This is a genomic window from Paenibacillus sp. CAA11 (assembly GCF_003060825.1).
In the GTDB taxonomy this organism is placed as follows: domain Bacteria; phylum Bacillota; class Bacilli; order Paenibacillales; family Paenibacillaceae; genus Fontibacillus.
In genome coordinates, this window is the sequence record NZ_CP028922.1 from 1,526,279 (window position 1) to 1,541,396 (window position 15,118).

A 15,118-nucleotide genomic window follows, 5' to 3' on the forward strand; every position below is an offset into this window, starting at 1 on the left:
GCGGGCTGTTTGCCGTGAAGAGCGTTATTGCGGGTTGGTTGTCCAAATCCCAGCAGCTTTTACGAATACGCGCGGAGGAAGTTTCAAGGTTGCCAGTGCCAATTCAGCAACATCCTCTGGCTGCATCATGCGGTCCTCGTCACCGATCTTAAGGCCGGCTCCAGAAGCCAGTTCGGTATTAACCGTGCTAGGCGTAAGTGCTGTTACACGGATGTTGGATTTGCGGACCTCTTGCATTAATGCTTCGGTCAATCCAAGTAGGGCGAATTTGGAAGAACAGTAGGCGGAGCCGGTAGCGAAGCCGCGTTCGCCTGCTGTAGAGGAGACATTAATGATGTTGCCGCTGTTTTGCTTAACCATTCCCGGCAGAATAGCACGGGTAATGTAATATGTACCCATCAAATTGACTTGAAGGATGCGTTCCCAATCGCTTGGATCCATTTCAAGCAGGGTGCCGAATTTAGCAATACCCGCGTTGTTGATCAGAATATCAATATTGCCCAGCTCAAGCTGCAGGGAAGCAGCGGCAGCTTCGGCCTGCTCACGGTTAGAAATATCTGCTGCAGCACTGGCTACTTTCACTCCATAAGTGCCCCCAAGCTCATCTTGGAGCTGCTTCAGATCCTCTGCAGTACGGGCAATCAGCCCCAAATTCACGCCTTCCTTAGCCAATGCTGTGGCAATGGCTTTGCCAATGCCTTTGCCAGCACCTGTAATAATGGCAGTTTGATTTCTCAAATCCATTGTTCAAAACTCCTTTTCTAATTGGTCTGATAAAAGGTAACTATTCTTATGATATTACAGCTGTGTACTGAAGTACAAGAATACGCATGAGCAACCTTACTCAAGCCTAACAAAATAGAGCGATTATGCGTGTTTGTTTTTATTGAAATGTCAGTATGTTAATATAAAAGCAAATCAATTACAAGGATGTGTGCTCCTGTGAAGCAGTTTAACTTTCACGGATGTGCAGCAAATAACAAAGACCGCTCTTTTTCAGTTAAGGGCGGTCTTTGTCGTTCATATGACTGTCTTGCTTAATGTTTCAAGTATATGATTCCGATGGTCTTAGGACCACAATGACTGGAGATCACGCAGCCGGCATCTGTAATCAGAATTTCCTTGACCCCGGTCATCTCAAGAAGAGTGCTGCGCAAAGATTCAGCATCTTCCTTCGCCAAAGAGTGGGTCACGAACAAGGTGCCTTTATCCATACGCTCTAGATTGCCCAAGGCGTTGTTAAGCATCTGGTTAAAGGCTTTATCCCGGCTCCCGCGCACCTTGTAGGCAGGAGTCATCTTGCCATCTTCAACCTTGATTACTGGGCGAATCTTCAGTAGGCTGCCTACGAAGTTCTGCATGCCGGAACAGCGGCCGCCTTTATGTAAATAATCAAGGGAATCAATAATGAATTCTGTGTCGACCTGTGGACGAATCCGGCTTAACAAATCCACGATCTCTTCCACCGTCTTCCCCTGCTGGGCTGCACGTGCTGCAGCCAGCACCTGAATCCCGATGCCAGTTGAGAGATTGAGCGAGTCAAATACAGTGACGGCTCCTTCCTCAAACTCCTCGGCAGCGATAATCGCGTTTTGATAGGTTGAAGACAGATGAGAAGAGAGACTGATATAAATGATTTGTTCCCCTCGCTCGATATGAGGGGTAAACGCTGTGATGAAATCAGCGGGTGAAGGAGCCGCCGTCTTAGGCAGCTTGCCTGACTCCGTAACCTTGGCGTACAGCTGTTCAGGGACGAGATCCACCCCATCCCTGAAGGTCTGGTCCTGGAACGTCACATAAAGCGGGACAATACTGATACTATATTCGTTCAGTGTCTCCGGTGAGAGATCACAGGTACTATCGGCAAAAATTTTGATATGACTCATGGTCATCACCTTTCCGCATACTAAATTTACGGTTATGCTCCTCTAACTGCATAGCCAATGGCAGTTAGAATGATTAAGAGTGCGATTGGCAGAAGGCCTACCACGAACCCTATAACGGCAAACCGTTTCTTCCGGTGTTTAAGAGCGAGACCGATGATCGCTAGAATCATACCCACCAGGTTTAGGAAGAAACTGATTATAATGACGATGACTCCGATTACGAAATACTGCTGGTCAGCGACTAAATTATAGAGTTCCTCGGTGCTTCGGTTTACATGTTCATCAAGCCGGCCAAAGGCGGCAAATGCAGAAGACATTCCAGCAATGTAACCGATAAATACAATCAGATTGACAATAAAGGAAGCGATGCCTGGACCGGAATGCTTCAAATCGTAAGAGGCTTCGCGTTCTGCTTGGGGATAGGGAGTAAAGCTGCTTTCATTTTCTGAAGAATGCTGCTGATCCATCTGTTCAACTCCTTGGGTCATAAAGTCTCATTCTTGTCTAATTTTTCAATATATCCGGATAAAAAGCAAGTAACATTTTGCTTTCATGAGAGAGAAGCTGTCACCTATAGCCTGATATGCATTACAATATAAGCAGCTTGTCTGAAATAATATTAGTGAAAAAGGGGAGAGAGCATTGGGAAGAAAATACGTTGCGATTGGGGCAATATTGTCCCTGCTGTCCGTAGCGATTGGGGCTTTCGGTGCCCATGCGCTTAAAAGTGTCTTGGATGAGAGCGCCCAGAAAACATACGAGACAGGGGTTCAGTACCATATGGTGCATAGCTTGGGTATTCTGATTGCAGCCCTGCTTGCTAACCAGTGGGGCGAATCCCGTAAGCTGCTGTGGTCCATGCGTCTATTGTTCATCGGCATTGTGCTGTTTTCAGGGAGCTTGTATGTGCTTAGCATAACGGGGGTCAAGATTTTAGGTGCGATTACCCCGTTTGGCGGGATCGCTTTTATTGCCGGGTGGATTTTATTGGCGACTGCAGCTCTTCAGCGAAAATAACTTCTTTAAAAAGAAGAACAAAAAAAGCGGGCATCCCTTGTTACTTACAACAAGGAGGAATGCCCGCTTTCTTATACATCAAGAATGTCTACAATCTCACTAAGTTTGTAGGTATATACCTGCTTCTCGTCCACATGATAGACGCTGAGCATCTCAGTATCGGCTACATAGTTGAGTATTCTACAAGGAATGTTGACCCGTCCTTTAGCGCCTTCAATAACCAATCTGACCAAGCGGTTGCTTGTGATATAGGATTGCACCCAGTCATTAATTTGGCTTCCTTTCGTATCACGCACCGGTAAGCTTTTGGATGGTGAAGCAGGAACAGCTTGTTCTTTGGATGAGGCTTGTCCTTGATTATCGGCGGCTTTGGACTTGAGAGAAGGCGTCAGCATGGACTTGCGTTTGGCCGCAAGCGAAGCTTCTATAATTTCACCGAGCTCAATGCCGGATTTAATCCGATAGTCTACAATCTCTCCATGATGTCCATTGATTAGCTCTATTAACGATTGAAGTGCCAGCGCGTTGGACTTGCTTTTCACTAAGATGTCGACGTTGAATAGAAAGCCCGTCTCGTTGTTGTTATTGTTATCCATAGTTTCTATAGTTCCCCCAAATCGCGCTTATCTCATCATCCGCTGGTACTAAGGCGGTATTCATAATAATAACATTATTCTATAGGGAAGCCTAGTCCATCTAGAACCTAAATTTTTAAATTTTCGGTCATGTATTTTATGGAAATTTAATTCTTATTTGAATAGTTCAGGCAAATGATCTGCGAATGGAGGGCGGACAATACCTTTTTCCGTAATAATTGCCGTTACATATTCGTTCGGAGTGATATCAAAGGCTGGGTTAAAGACCTTAATGCCTGCAGGAGCTGTCCGTTTGCCAAAGGCCTCTGTAATCTCGCTGTCCGGACGCTCCTCAATCGGAATATCGGCGCCTGTAGGAGTGTTCAGGTCAATGGTTGAGAGCGGGCAGGCAACATAGAAAGGAATGCCATGGGCTTTAGCCAGGACGGCAACACCGTAAGTTCCGATCTTATTGGCTACATCACCATTGGCTGCAATTCGGTCAGTCCCTACAATTACAGCCTGCACCCAGCCTTTGGACATGACATGTGCGGCCATATTATCCGTGATTAGAGTAACATCGACGCCCGCCTGCTGAAGCTCAAATGCTGTCAGACGAGCTCCTTGCAGGACAGGGCGAGTTTCATCAGCAAATACCTTTAGAGGCAAGCCCTTTTCCTGTGCAAGATAAATAGGGGCCAAGGCCGTTCCGTATTTGGCAGTTGCCAATCCGCCAGCGTTGCAGTGGGTTAGGACCCCCATCCCGCTTTCAAAAAGAGGCAATGCATGCTCTCCAATCAGTCTGCATACTTCCTCATCCTCTTGATGGATCAGTACAGCCTCTGCAAGCAGTCCAAGATTTCGGTTCTCCACGTCCGCCTGCTCGGCGTTCAATAGGGCAGCTCTGTCCTTCATTCGGTCAAGCGCCCAGAACAGGTTGACAGCGGTAGGCCTTGAAGTAGCAAGGTAATCGGCGACCCGGGTCATCTCAGCCAGCCATTCTCCCGGCTCACCCGAGAATCTCATGCCCGCCAGCGCTACCCCGTAAGCGGCTGAAATGCCGATAGCGGGAGCTCCCCTGACTTTCATGGAGGCGATAGCTTCCCAGACCTCCTCAGGCGTAGTCAGCTCAAGGAAGACAATTTCGTCAGGAAGCAAGCGCTGGTCGAGCAGGATCAGCTGATTATCCTCCCAGCGGATGCTGAGCAGAGGGCTATTCGTTAAGCTGGTCATTATACTTCTCCTCCTACCGCTTTGGCATTTCTTGCAATCAGCGTGACTTCTTCAATAGAGCTTGCGTAACGTCCCCGCTTAATAAGGGCTTTACCGATGTGAAGGGCAGCTACCTTGGCTTCATGCCGCAGGGTATCATCAGAAATCGTATCCACATCAGCGACATGGGACAAACCTACAATACGGCGAATCATTTTAGCTCCAGTATAACCAATCGTATCCCGAAGCACTTTCTGCAGGTAAATGTCTTGGTAGCCTGGAGTTTTAGCCAGAGGATCGAGCGCATCCTGATTCCATACTTTCCGGAAATTCGTTTCAAATTGCTGCCAGACCTCTTCGACAGACTTAAGCAGCCAGCTTCTGCGTTCACTCAGCACATTCTCGTCCGGACTCCAGCCCGGCTGAGCACAATAATTGAGCAGCAGGTTGGCAAGCACTGCGCCAATATCGAATCCCATGGGGCCATAAAATGCGAATTCGGGATCAATCACCTTGGTAGACTCTTGGGTAATAAAGATGCTCCCTGTATGAAGATCACCATGCAGCAAGGCTTCTCCATGGGTGAGGAATTTCTCGCGAAGCAGGGCAACTTCCAGATGAAGCTCATGATCCTCCCAGAGAGCCTCGGCTTCTTGCCGGATATCTTCGGTGAAGCTGTTGTTTGGTGAATTCCGATAAGGGTCGTCAAAGATTAAGTCTTCGGTAATTTTGCAAAGATCCGGGTTCGTGAATCTGGCTGCCTGAAGCTTCTTCTCTTGTTGATTCATTCCTAAGTCCGAGGTATAGAACAGGCTGTGAGCGATAAAACGGCCAATATGTTCAGCAAAGAGGGGGTAGGTTTGCCCTTCAATAAGCCCTCTGCGCATAATGGTATGATCACTCAAATCCTCCATAATTGTGATCGCAAGATCGTTATCATAACCGTATACTTCCGGTACCAGATCAGGCGCCAGTTGATGTTGAATTTGCAGCGCTTCTCGTTCTATGCGGGCACGGTCAAGACTAAGCGGCCATGACTCGCCAACGACCTTCGCATACGGAAGGGCCTGCTTAATAATGAGGCCTTTACCGTTCTTCGCATCCCTGATATGGAAGACAAGGTTTAAGTTGCCGTCTCCAATTTCTTCACAGGTTAACAGGGCATTTTCTTGAAAAAAATCATCTACATTACGTGCTAAACGGACTGCTTCTTCCGAAGTCAGGGGATGATACAAAGACAAATAAATACACCTCCATAAATGGCGCCTTAACGCTGTTTCAAGCTTATTCAGACTATGCGTTTTGTCACAGTAAAGTTAGTATATCGGAAAAGGATGATTAATTGTATCCTTTTTTTGAACCAGGTCCTCTTTGTTTCGTTAAATGGATGTAAGGGTACAATAAAGTAAGGATGCAATAACTAATGAAAAGCGAGGGATTGACATGGCAAAGACGGAATCCAAGTCTTCTTCTAACAAGACCAAAAGCTCAAGTCTGCAACAAGTTCTAAATGAACAGGTTGCAAATCTAAACGTGCTATATGTGAAGATTCACAATTATCATTGGTATGTGAAGGGCGAGAATTTCTATACGCTGCATGTCAAATTTGAAGAGCTCTATAATGAAATAACACTTAAAATGGACGAGATTGCAGAGCGCCTTCTTACTATTAAAGGCAGCCCTTCCGCTACGCTGAAGGAGTACCTGGAAATCGCTACGATTCAGGAAGCAACGGGCAAGGAGGATCCTCGGGCGATGGTTCAGACGCTGATTGAGGATTTTGCCACGCTGACGGAATCCTTCCAAGAGGGCATTGAGCTTGCCGATGAAGAGGGCGACGAAGCGACCAGTGATCTTCTCACCGGATTCAAGGGAGAAATTGAGAAGCATATGTGGATGCTTCGCTCCTACTTAGGCTAAGAATGCAGTCGTCGCAATTTGCCGAAACGGAGCGCTCAGTTAAGAACAAATATTTTGCGTTAGCCTGTTAGGTTAACGTTTCCAAGGCTTGGCCAACGGATGGTCAAGCCTGTTGCTTTTATGGAAAATGGCAGGTCTTCATGGAATCGTCGTTGATAATACCCTGTAGTTACGTTAAAATATGATTTAAGGCTAATGAGAATCAATGAGAATCACTTAGAATGATTCTAATTTGATACTCATTATGATATAATGCACCAAAGGGGAGACGCCCCTACTAATCGCGTTAATGATGAAATTATGGAATAGATGAAGGGAGTTTGCGTTATATGTCTACAAAATTTGTCATCGAAGGACTCAAAGCGACTGTTGAAGGCAAAGAAATCCTTAAAGGTATTGATCTTGAAATTAAGGGTGGAGAAATTCACGCCATTATGGGTCCGAACGGTACAGGTAAAAGTACCCTGGCTTCCGCATTAATGGGACATCCTAAGTATGAAGTTACTGAAGGCAATGTATCTTTGGATGGGGAAGATGTGCTTGAGATGGCAGTTGACGAGCGTGCCCGTGCTGGTATGTTCCTGGCTATGCAATATCCAAGCGAAATTGCTGGAGTAACCAACTCCGATTTCCTCCGCAGTGCGATCAATGCTAGACGCGGTGAAGGCAACGAGATTTCCTTGATTAAGTTCATTCGTCAAATGGAAGGCAAAATGAAGGACCTTGAAATGAACCCTGAATTTGCCCACCGCTACCTGAATGAAGGCTTCTCCGGCGGTGAGAAGAAGCGGAATGAAATTCTGCAAATGATGCTCCTTGATCCGAAAATCGTTATCCTTGATGAAATCGATTCCGGTCTGGATATCGACGCATTGCGCATTGTTGCCAATGGTGTTAACGCGATGCGCGATGAAGAGAGAGGTTTCTTAGTTATTACCCACTATCAGCGTCTGCTTAACTATATCAAACCAGACTTCGTTCACGTTATGATGCAGGGACGGATTGTAAAATCCGGCGGCCCAGAGCTTGCAGAGCGTCTAGAGAAAGACGGATATGACTGGATTAAAGAAGAGCTCGGCATTGTTGACGAGACTGTCGGCCAAGAGCAAGAGGCCTAAACGGAAGGAGGAATACTGATGAGTACACAAACTGTTCTTCCGGTAGAAGCTTCAGAACTAGCCGCTTTCTCTAAAAACAGCGGTGAACCTGCGTGGCTGAGCGAACGTCGCGCCAAAGCGCTTGAGCAGGCTGGAAGCCTGGAGCTGCCAAAGCTGGAGAAAACAAGAATTGACCGTTTTGATTTGCAGAATTATGGACTGCCGCGTAAGGGCGAACCTGCGGTTTCTGGCAGTCAAGAGCTTCCCGAAAGCATTTCCGATCTCGTTAACCTGAATGAAGGCAGCAATTTGATTGTTCAGCGGAATTCAGGTGTTGTATTTACTAAGCTTGATCCTCAGCTTGCTGCAAAAGGTGTCATTTTTACCGATTTGGAGACGGCTGCCCGTGAACATGAGGAGCTTGTGCGTGAGTATCTATCCTCTGTAATTCCAGCAGATGAGAATAAACTTACAGCCCTCCATACTGCATTATGGAGTGGCGGGGTGTTCCTGTATGTGCCGCGGAATGTGGAAGTCGATGTGCCGCTTCAAGCTGTTTTCCTTGTGGATGATGCGACTTCGGTCTTCTCGCCGCATGTGCTGCTTGTGGCTGAAAGCAACAGCCGTGTTACCTATGTGGATAATTATATTTCAAGTGATTTGAAGCAAAATCTTGTTCATAACGGAGCTTCCGAAGTGGTTGTCAAAGCCGGAGCCAAAGTTCAATATGCTTCCGTACATCAGCTTGGCGGAGAGATCACGGACCTGACTTACCGCCGCTCTCTGATTGAGAATGACGGCAGCATCGAGTGGATCATTGGCGAGATGAACAATGGTGACTCTGTAAGTGAGACCTTGAGCATCTTGAAAGGCAATGGTTCATTGTCCGATGCGAAAGTAATTGCCGTTGGTTCGGGTTCTCAGCGGATGAACTACACCACCAAAGCGGTTCACTTCGGCAAATCATCCGAGAGTCAAATGATCACCCGCGCTGTTATGAGAGAACAAGCCTCCGCGATTATTAACGGAATTACCAAGATTGAGAAGGGTGCTACCAAGGCCAATGGTGAGCAAACCGAGAAGGTTCTGATGCTTAGTCCGAAAGCCCGCGGTGACGCAAACCCAATCCTGTTGATTGATGAAGATGATGTTAAGGCAGGGCATGCGGCATCTGTAGGCCAGGTTAATGCAGAACAAATCTACTATCTGATGTCCAGAGGGATCACCCGTGAACAGGCTGAGCGCCTTGTGATTTATGGTTTCCTGGCGCCTGTAGTTACCGAGATTCCACTGGAGCAATTGCAGCAGCAGCTGCAAAGTCTGGTGGAAAGGAAGCTAGGACAATGAACCCTTCAGTGATAAAGGAGCAGTTCCCTATTCTCCATCAGGAGATCAATGGACATCCGCTGGTATATCTCGACAACGCGGCAACTTCTCAGAAGCCTGTTGCTGTTATCGAAGCTGTTAAGCGCTACTATGAGTGGGAGAACTCCAATGTGCACCGCGGGGTTCATACGCTTGGAAGCCGGGCCACGGATGCTTATGAAGGCGCTCGTGAGAAGGTGGCTCGCTTCATAGGCGCTTCTAGCACCAAAGAGATCATTTTTACCCGGGGTACGACTACGGGGTTGAATATCGTTGCCTCTTGCTACGGCCCTGCTGCAGTGCATGAAGGCGACGAGATCGTGATTACGCAAATGGAGCATCATAGCAATCTGATTCCTTGGCAACAGCTCGCTCTGCGAACCAGGGCAACACTGAAGTATATACCGCTTCAGCCTGACGGCAATGTATCGCTGGAGGATGCGGAGAAGACCATTACCGACAAGACCAAAATTGTTGCTATGAGCTATGTGTCCAATGTACTTGGTGTCGTTAATCGAGTGAAGGAAATCGCCGCCATTGCTCACCGTAAAGGGGCTGTCATGGTGGTTGACGGAGCGCAGAGCACTCCTCATATGCGAGTGAATGTGCAGGATCTTGATTGTGATTTCTATGCATTTTCAGGACATAAAATGTGCGCTCCTACCGGTATTGGAGTATTATATGGTAAGAAGGCGCTGCTTGAACAAATGGAGCCGTACGAATTCGGCGGTGAAATGATCGACGATGTAGGCTTGTACGAATCAACGTGGAAGGAGCTCCCTTGGAAATTCGAAGGAGGAACTCCTATCATTGCCGGAGCTGTAGGGCTTGGTGCTGCCATTGACTTTCTAGAGAGCATTGGTCTGGATGAGATCACTGCACATGAGTCGAAGCTGGCCGCTTACGCGATGGACCGTCTGTCTCAGATTGAAGGCATTAAGCTTTATGGGCCCCGCGAACGTAAGGTAGGCCTTGTTACTTTCAATCTGGAAGATGTACATCCGCATGATGTAGCCACTGTGCTGGACGCTTCCGGTGTTGCCATTCGTGCAGGACACCATTGCTGTCAGCCGCTGATGCGCTGGTTGGAAGCTTCTGCAACAGCACGGGCAAGCTTCTACATGTATAATACAGAAGAAGATATCGACCGTTTGGCGGCCGCCTTAATCCAGACAAAGGAGTATTTTGGGTGATGCAACTAGACGACCTGTACCGCCGCGTTATTATGGATCATTATAAGAACCCGCGTAATCGGGGGAAGTTCGATGAAGATACACTGACCGTTGATCTGAATAATCCAACCTGTGGAGACAAGATCTCTCTTCAGCTCCGCTTGGAGAATGGAGTCGTTCAGGATGCTAAATTCACAGGGGAAGGTTGCTCCATCAGCATGTCTTCCGCCTCTATGATGACCGAAGCTGTCAAAGGCAGATCGGTGGAGGAAGCTCTGGATCTGGCAGACCGGTTCTCCTCTCTGATGAAGGGAGAGAGCGTCGACTTTGATGATTATGAGGACATTGAGGCTTTGTCCGGTGTGAATAAATTTCCGGCTCGTATTAAATGTGCGACGCTGGCTTGGAATGCCCTGAGAAAGGGAATTGAATAAGGAGGTAATAATCCATGGCTAAGAAAGCGCCCGAAATGGAAGAATATAAATATGGGTTTCGCGATGAGCATAAGGCTGTCTTCCAATCCGGCAAAGGCTTAACTCGTGAAATTGTCACAGAAATATCCCGCATCAAGAACGAGCCAGAGTGGATGCTTAACTTCCGTCTGAAATCTCTGGAGCAGTTCGAGAAGATGCCAACCCCTCGTTGGGGCGGCGATCTGGATGAGCTTGACTTTAATGATATTCAATATTATGTGAGACCATCCGAGAAGCAAGGGAAGACTTGGGAAGAGGTTCCTTCCGAGATTAAAGAAACCTTCGATAAACTGGGAATTCCAGAAGCGGAGCAGAAGTTCCTGGCTGGTGTATCGGCGCAGTATGAGTCCGAAGTTGTATACCATAGCATGCAGAAGAACCTGGAAGAGCAAGGCGTAATCTTTATGGATACCGACACGGCGCTGCGTGAGCATCCAGAAATTTTCCGTGAATACTTCGCTACTGTTATTCCTCCTGCAGATAATAAATTTGCGGCGCTAAATAGTGCTGTATGGTCCGGCGGCAGCTTTATTTACGTGCCTAAAGGCGTGAAATGCGAAGTTCCTCTGCAGGCTTATTTCCGGATTAACTCTGAAAATATGGGTCAATTCGAACGGACTCTGATCATTGCGGATGAAGACAGCTTTGTTCACTACGTGGAAGGCTGCACCGCTCCCATTTACAGCACGAACTCTCTTCACAGTGCCGTTGTAGAGATCGTTGTTAAGAAAAATGCACGTGTGCGCTATACAACGATTCAGAACTGGGCACCGAACATTTATAATCTCGTAACCAAGCGTGCGGTTGCGGAAGAGAACGCAAATATGGAATGGGTCGACGGCAACATCGGCTCCAAGCTGACAATGAAATACCCTGCTGTTGTGCTTAAGGGCCGCGGAGCTAAAGGAAGCGTACTGTCCATCGCTGTAGCTGGCAAAGGTCAGCATCAGGATGCGGGTGCGAAGATGATTCACTTGGCTCCAGATACGACCTCTACAATCGTCTCCAAGTCGATCAGTAAGCATGGCGGTAAGGTGACTTACCGTGGTCTGGCTTCCTTCGGTCGTCAAGCTGAGGGGGCTAAATCCAACATTAAGTGTGATACGCTGATCCTGGATAACGAGTCCACTTCAGATACGATTCCATACAATGAGATTATGAATGATAACATTGTGCTGGAGCATGAGGCTACCGTCTCCAAGGTATCAGAAGAGCAGCTGTTCTACCTCATGAGCCGCGGCTTGTCCGAAGCAGAGGCAACCCAGATGATCGTCATGGGCTTTATCGAACCGTTCACGAAGGAACTGCCAATGGAATATGCGGTTGAGATGAACCGGTTGATCAAGTTCGAAATGGAAGGTAGTATCGGTTAAGGTTGAACATATTTTTCATAAAGTAGCAGAGAATCATTCTCAATTTTCTCAGTAACGTGAAGATGTGTCTGCCGTTTTTCACACTTGCGTGTCCGAGTCTTTCGGACACGTATTTTATTATCTCTTCATACAGCAATTTCACCATTTTAATACTTTCTTTTGTATGTATAAGACAGTATGCCATCTCTTGCACCAGATATGAAATCATCTAATGCAGATACATAAACGATCTGCGCAAGTGTGCGGTCTGCACAAAGCTTCAATATGAGGTTAGAACTGCCCTAAAGAGCTCCGATGGCTAACGCTGGCAGAGCCTTTTTGTGTTTAATCGAAATCCAATAAAAAATAAATATGCAAAATATTAGTATATATTTATAAATCAGAAAATATTTGTTTAGACAAGTGATGAGATATGAAATAAATTGAATATATAAATCACAAGGGGGAAATTACTTAATGAAATCTTTCTTTAAGACTTGTTTTATGGTATTTGCATTTTTCTTAATTTCCACACAAATGACATTTGCTGCTGATGTAGATGGGATGCAGGGGGTTAGTCCACCTAAGGGAACAACAGCTACAGGTACAGATACGTATCAAAATTGGGGAGCAGAAAGAGCGATTGACAAAAGCACCAGCACTCGTTGGTTATCTAGCAAATCGTCTGCAAGCCTTGAGTTGAACTTTCCAGAGCCAACCTTTTTGAAGTTTGTACAAATAGCTGCTCACTCAACTCCTAGAGCGAACACTACATATACTGTTTATGGATTACAAAATGGTAATTGGGCAGCTATTAGTACTCCAAATACATTTGAGGTATTTGATAGACTCACGATACTGGATCCAATTGAAGTAACCGCAGGAAAATATGATGCCATTAGGATCAATGCCGTTTCCTCTCAATCATGGATAAACATATATGAGGTAACCATTGGTACTGACCAGACACCAGGAGAACCAGGAACGGAAGAGCCAACGAATCCAGATAAACCTAGCAAGCCTGAAGAGCCCGGAACTGAACAGCCCGGAACTGAACAGCCTGGAACTGAGAAGCCCGGAACCGAGGAGCCAACAACGCCAGAGCAACCATCCGGCAACCGAGCCATCCTGGTAGTCACCATGACAACGGGACTGGAGAAGGAGTTCGATCTGAGTATGAAGGAAGTCAATGCCTTCATCGCTTGGTACGAAGCTAAACAGTCCGGATCAGGCAAAGCCTCATATGCTATTGACAAGCATAACAATAACAAAGGCCCGTTCAGTAGTCGTAAGGATTATATTCTATATGATCGTGTGTTGACGTTTGAAGTAAATGAGTATTAAAAATAATAAGTGTATCCTAGCTTCATCAGCTAATGCTGATGAAGCTTTTTATGTAGAGAGGAAGCCATGGGGGCTGAGTAAATGAAAATCAACGTGTAAATAGTAAAGTCTACCCACCATACTTTGGTAAATCTTTTTTTGATTAGACATTAAATTTAACAAAAACTGGACTCCTCAAAAAGCCCCGCCTTAGTCCAATTATGTATCTTAACTCTGGCCTGTATAGGGGGCTCAAGATAACATACTCTTTGTCCTTGCAAGTCACCAGCCGCCCGCATACCCCGCGAAATGCCTGCTTGTGTTTCCGACTAACTCCATGTTCAATTATTCCGGTCTGTTTAAATAACAGCAACATGAAAAAGAACCTCCTTGTAGGGGAGGCTCTTCTTAGAAGAGGAAGAATCAGGGATTCAAAGTATTAGGAAGCTGGAGTTAGCATTTTACAAAGAATCCAGCTGACAAGATAATAACCAACAAGATGTACAGTACCAGAATTGCACCGGTGGAAGTAAAGCCAACACATGCTCCGCTCATGTTCATTTCCCTCCTTTACTGGCTTTGTTACATCGTATGCACAGGTTTATTCGGAGGTATGGACCATTACCCATATGAGCGGGAGTGGATTATATATAGATTTCTTGGATATCGATCTCACGTTCCTTGGATAGATCTGCAAAGCGTAATTCTGTCTTAACCAGGGGTCTAAAATAGTCTGCTGGATTGTTCATGACAATGAGTCCGGTTTCTCCTGAAGACAAAAGGACTTTCTTACCTATGAAGTTAGGTAGCATATGACGGACCAGAGCCTGTATCGGCTCAGGGCTCAGCTTGCCAAAGCTCATTCGGTACAGCTCTTGAAGCACTGTCAGAAGCTCTTGTTTGGACTGATAAACCCGGTTGGAGGTCATAGCGCTGTATACGTCAGCTACTGCTGTGATTTTGGCGAATGGATGGATTTCCTTGTCAAAAATGCTGTGAGGATAACCGCTACCATCTTCTCGCTCATGATGCTGGAGAGCTACCAGTGCAGTGATCTCGTCCGAGGTGGAATTACGGATAATATCATATCCGTAGGTGGTGTGCTTCTTTACTTCTTCAAATTCTTCAGGAGTCAGGGCTCCGGGCTTGTTCAATATATGAGGGGGAACCATACATTTGCCGATATCGTGCAGATATCCGGCTTTGCCGGCCTTGTAGGCTTCTTCCTTGGGATAACCGAGCCAGGAGGCGATATAGTAAGACAGCATACCTACTTGCAGGGAGTGGTTATATGTATAATTATCCTTCCCGTCAAACAAGAACAGGAGGGAAACAATATCCTTCTGGGACATCAGGTCGCCCATTAACGGTTGAAGTGTGTCGTCAATTTGATCCTCGCTAAAGCGTCCGTTTGATAACGATTCCAAAAAAATCGTCTCAAAAACATCAACGGCCTGATCAAAATGGGGCTTCATTTTCTGCATGGAAGGAGTCATGACAGGCTTGTCGTCTTCCGGGGCAGCATCTAATGGAACGATATCCACATAGTCGATTCCGTGCTGCATCAGCTTTACTATGGCTTCATCTGTGAGGTGAGCACCTTTCTGGAGAACGAAAACACCGTTATTATTGAAGATATCGTTCTCCAGACGGTGACCTGGGGACAGGTCCATCACATGCACTTTCATAGGGGCTACCACCTTTATATACCTGGAATTTTACTTCA

Annotated in this window: 16 protein-coding genes; 8 read left to right on the plus strand and 8 right to left on the minus strand. The window is 46.5% G+C overall.

Going from position 1 to position 15,118, the window contains the following annotated elements:
- Nucleotides 1-24: 24 nt before the first annotated feature.
- The 3 genes from DCC85_RS07120 to DCC85_RS07130 all read right to left on the minus strand — a co-directional run bounded on the left by DCC85_RS07120 (nt 25) and on the right by DCC85_RS07130 (nt 2,353).
- Nucleotides 25-744: a 3-ketoacyl-ACP reductase gene (locus DCC85_RS07120; protein ID WP_108464946.1), complete on the minus strand. Its 720-nt coding sequence runs from the start codon at nt 742-744 to the stop codon at nt 25-27.
- Nucleotides 745-1,037: 293 nt separating this feature from the next.
- Nucleotides 1,038-1,886 (minus strand): DegV family protein, encoded by an 849-nt coding sequence (locus DCC85_RS07125; protein WP_108464947.1) that lies wholly within the window; start codon nt 1,884-1,886, stop codon nt 1,038-1,040.
- Nucleotides 1,887-1,918: 32 nt separating this feature from the next.
- Nucleotides 1,919-2,353, minus strand: a complete 435-nt coding sequence (locus DCC85_RS07130; protein ID WP_108464948.1) for a hypothetical protein — start codon at nt 2,351-2,353, stop codon at nt 1,919-1,921.
- A 175-nt stretch (nt 2,354-2,528) separates the two neighbouring features.
- Here DCC85_RS07130 and DCC85_RS07135 point away from each other — a divergent pair, with 175 nt between their 5' ends.
- The gene (locus DCC85_RS07135; RefSeq protein WP_108464949.1) at nt 2,529-2,903 is read left to right on the plus strand and encodes a DUF423 domain-containing protein; all 375 of its coding nucleotides are present in this window, start codon (nt 2,529-2,531) and stop codon (nt 2,901-2,903) included.
- A 71-nt stretch (nt 2,904-2,974) separates the two neighbouring features.
- Here the strand turns inward: DCC85_RS07135 and DCC85_RS07140 are convergent, their stop codons facing one another.
- From DCC85_RS07140 to mtnK, 3 genes are all read right to left on the minus strand, one after another.
- Entirely contained in the window at nt 2,975-3,499 is a 525-nt protein-coding gene (locus DCC85_RS07140; protein ID WP_108464950.1) for a hypothetical protein, read from the minus strand.
- A gap of 153 nt (nt 3,500-3,652) precedes the next feature.
- Nucleotides 3,653-4,711 carry an S-methyl-5-thioribose-1-phosphate isomerase gene (gene mtnA / locus DCC85_RS07145; protein WP_108464951.1) on the minus strand — a complete coding sequence of 353 codons (1,059 nt, stop codon included), beginning with the start codon at nt 4,709-4,711 and terminating at the stop codon, nt 3,653-3,655.
- The gene (gene mtnK, locus DCC85_RS07150; protein ID WP_108464952.1) at nt 4,711-5,931 is read right to left on the minus strand and encodes an S-methyl-5-thioribose kinase; all 1,221 of its coding nucleotides are present in this window, start codon (nt 5,929-5,931) and stop codon (nt 4,711-4,713) included. Before mtnK ends, mtnA begins: the two co-directional genes overlap by 1 nt.
- A gap of 202 nt (nt 5,932-6,133) precedes the next feature.
- Here mtnK and DCC85_RS07155 point away from each other — a divergent pair, with 202 nt between their 5' ends.
- The 7 genes from DCC85_RS07155 (at nt 6,134) to DCC85_RS07185 (ending at nt 13,413) form a co-directional block, all read left to right on the plus strand.
- The gene (locus tag DCC85_RS07155) at nt 6,134-6,610 is read left to right on the plus strand and encodes a Dps family protein (protein ID WP_108464953.1); all 477 of its coding nucleotides are present in this window, start codon (nt 6,134-6,136) and stop codon (nt 6,608-6,610) included.
- Between the two features lie 329 nt (nt 6,611-6,939).
- Entirely contained in the window at nt 6,940-7,728 is a 789-nt protein-coding gene (sufC, locus tag DCC85_RS07160) for a Fe-S cluster assembly ATPase SufC (protein WP_108464954.1), read from the plus strand.
- Between the two features lie 18 nt (nt 7,729-7,746).
- Nucleotides 7,747-9,054, plus strand: a complete 1,308-nt coding sequence (sufD, locus tag DCC85_RS07165) for a Fe-S cluster assembly protein SufD (protein WP_108464955.1) — start codon at nt 7,747-7,749, stop codon at nt 9,052-9,054.
- Nucleotides 9,051-10,265, plus strand: a complete 1,215-nt coding sequence (locus DCC85_RS07170) for a cysteine desulfurase (protein WP_108464956.1) — start codon at nt 9,051-9,053, stop codon at nt 10,263-10,265. Before sufD ends, DCC85_RS07170 begins: the two co-directional genes overlap by 4 nt.
- Nucleotides 10,265-10,678, plus strand: a complete 414-nt coding sequence (sufU, locus tag DCC85_RS07175; protein ID WP_108464957.1) for a Fe-S cluster assembly sulfur transfer protein SufU — start codon at nt 10,265-10,267, stop codon at nt 10,676-10,678. The genes DCC85_RS07170 and sufU overlap by 1 nt, the downstream gene beginning before the upstream one ends.
- A 14-nt stretch (nt 10,679-10,692) precedes the next feature.
- Nucleotides 10,693-12,090, plus strand: coding sequence for a Fe-S cluster assembly protein SufB (gene sufB / locus DCC85_RS07180; protein WP_108464958.1), 1,398 nt, complete (start codon nt 10,693-10,695; stop codon nt 12,088-12,090).
- Between the two features lie 456 nt (nt 12,091-12,546).
- The gene (locus tag DCC85_RS07185) at nt 12,547-13,413 is read left to right on the plus strand and encodes a fibronectin type III domain-containing protein (protein WP_108464959.1); all 867 of its coding nucleotides are present in this window, start codon (nt 12,547-12,549) and stop codon (nt 13,411-13,413) included.
- A gap of 432 nt (nt 13,414-13,845) precedes the next feature.
- Here the strand turns inward: DCC85_RS07185 and DCC85_RS07195 are convergent, their stop codons facing one another.
- Nucleotides 13,846-13,953 carry a sporulation protein YjcZ gene (locus DCC85_RS07195; protein WP_108464960.1) on the minus strand — a complete coding sequence of 36 codons (108 nt, stop codon included), beginning with the start codon at nt 13,951-13,953 and terminating at the stop codon, nt 13,846-13,848.
- Nucleotides 13,954-14,036: 83 nt separating this feature from the next.
- Complete coding sequence (locus DCC85_RS07200) at nt 14,037-15,080, minus strand: HD-GYP domain-containing protein (protein ID WP_108464961.1); 1,044 nt, start codon at nt 15,078-15,080, stop codon at nt 14,037-14,039.
- Nucleotides 15,081-15,118: the final 38 nt, after the last annotated feature.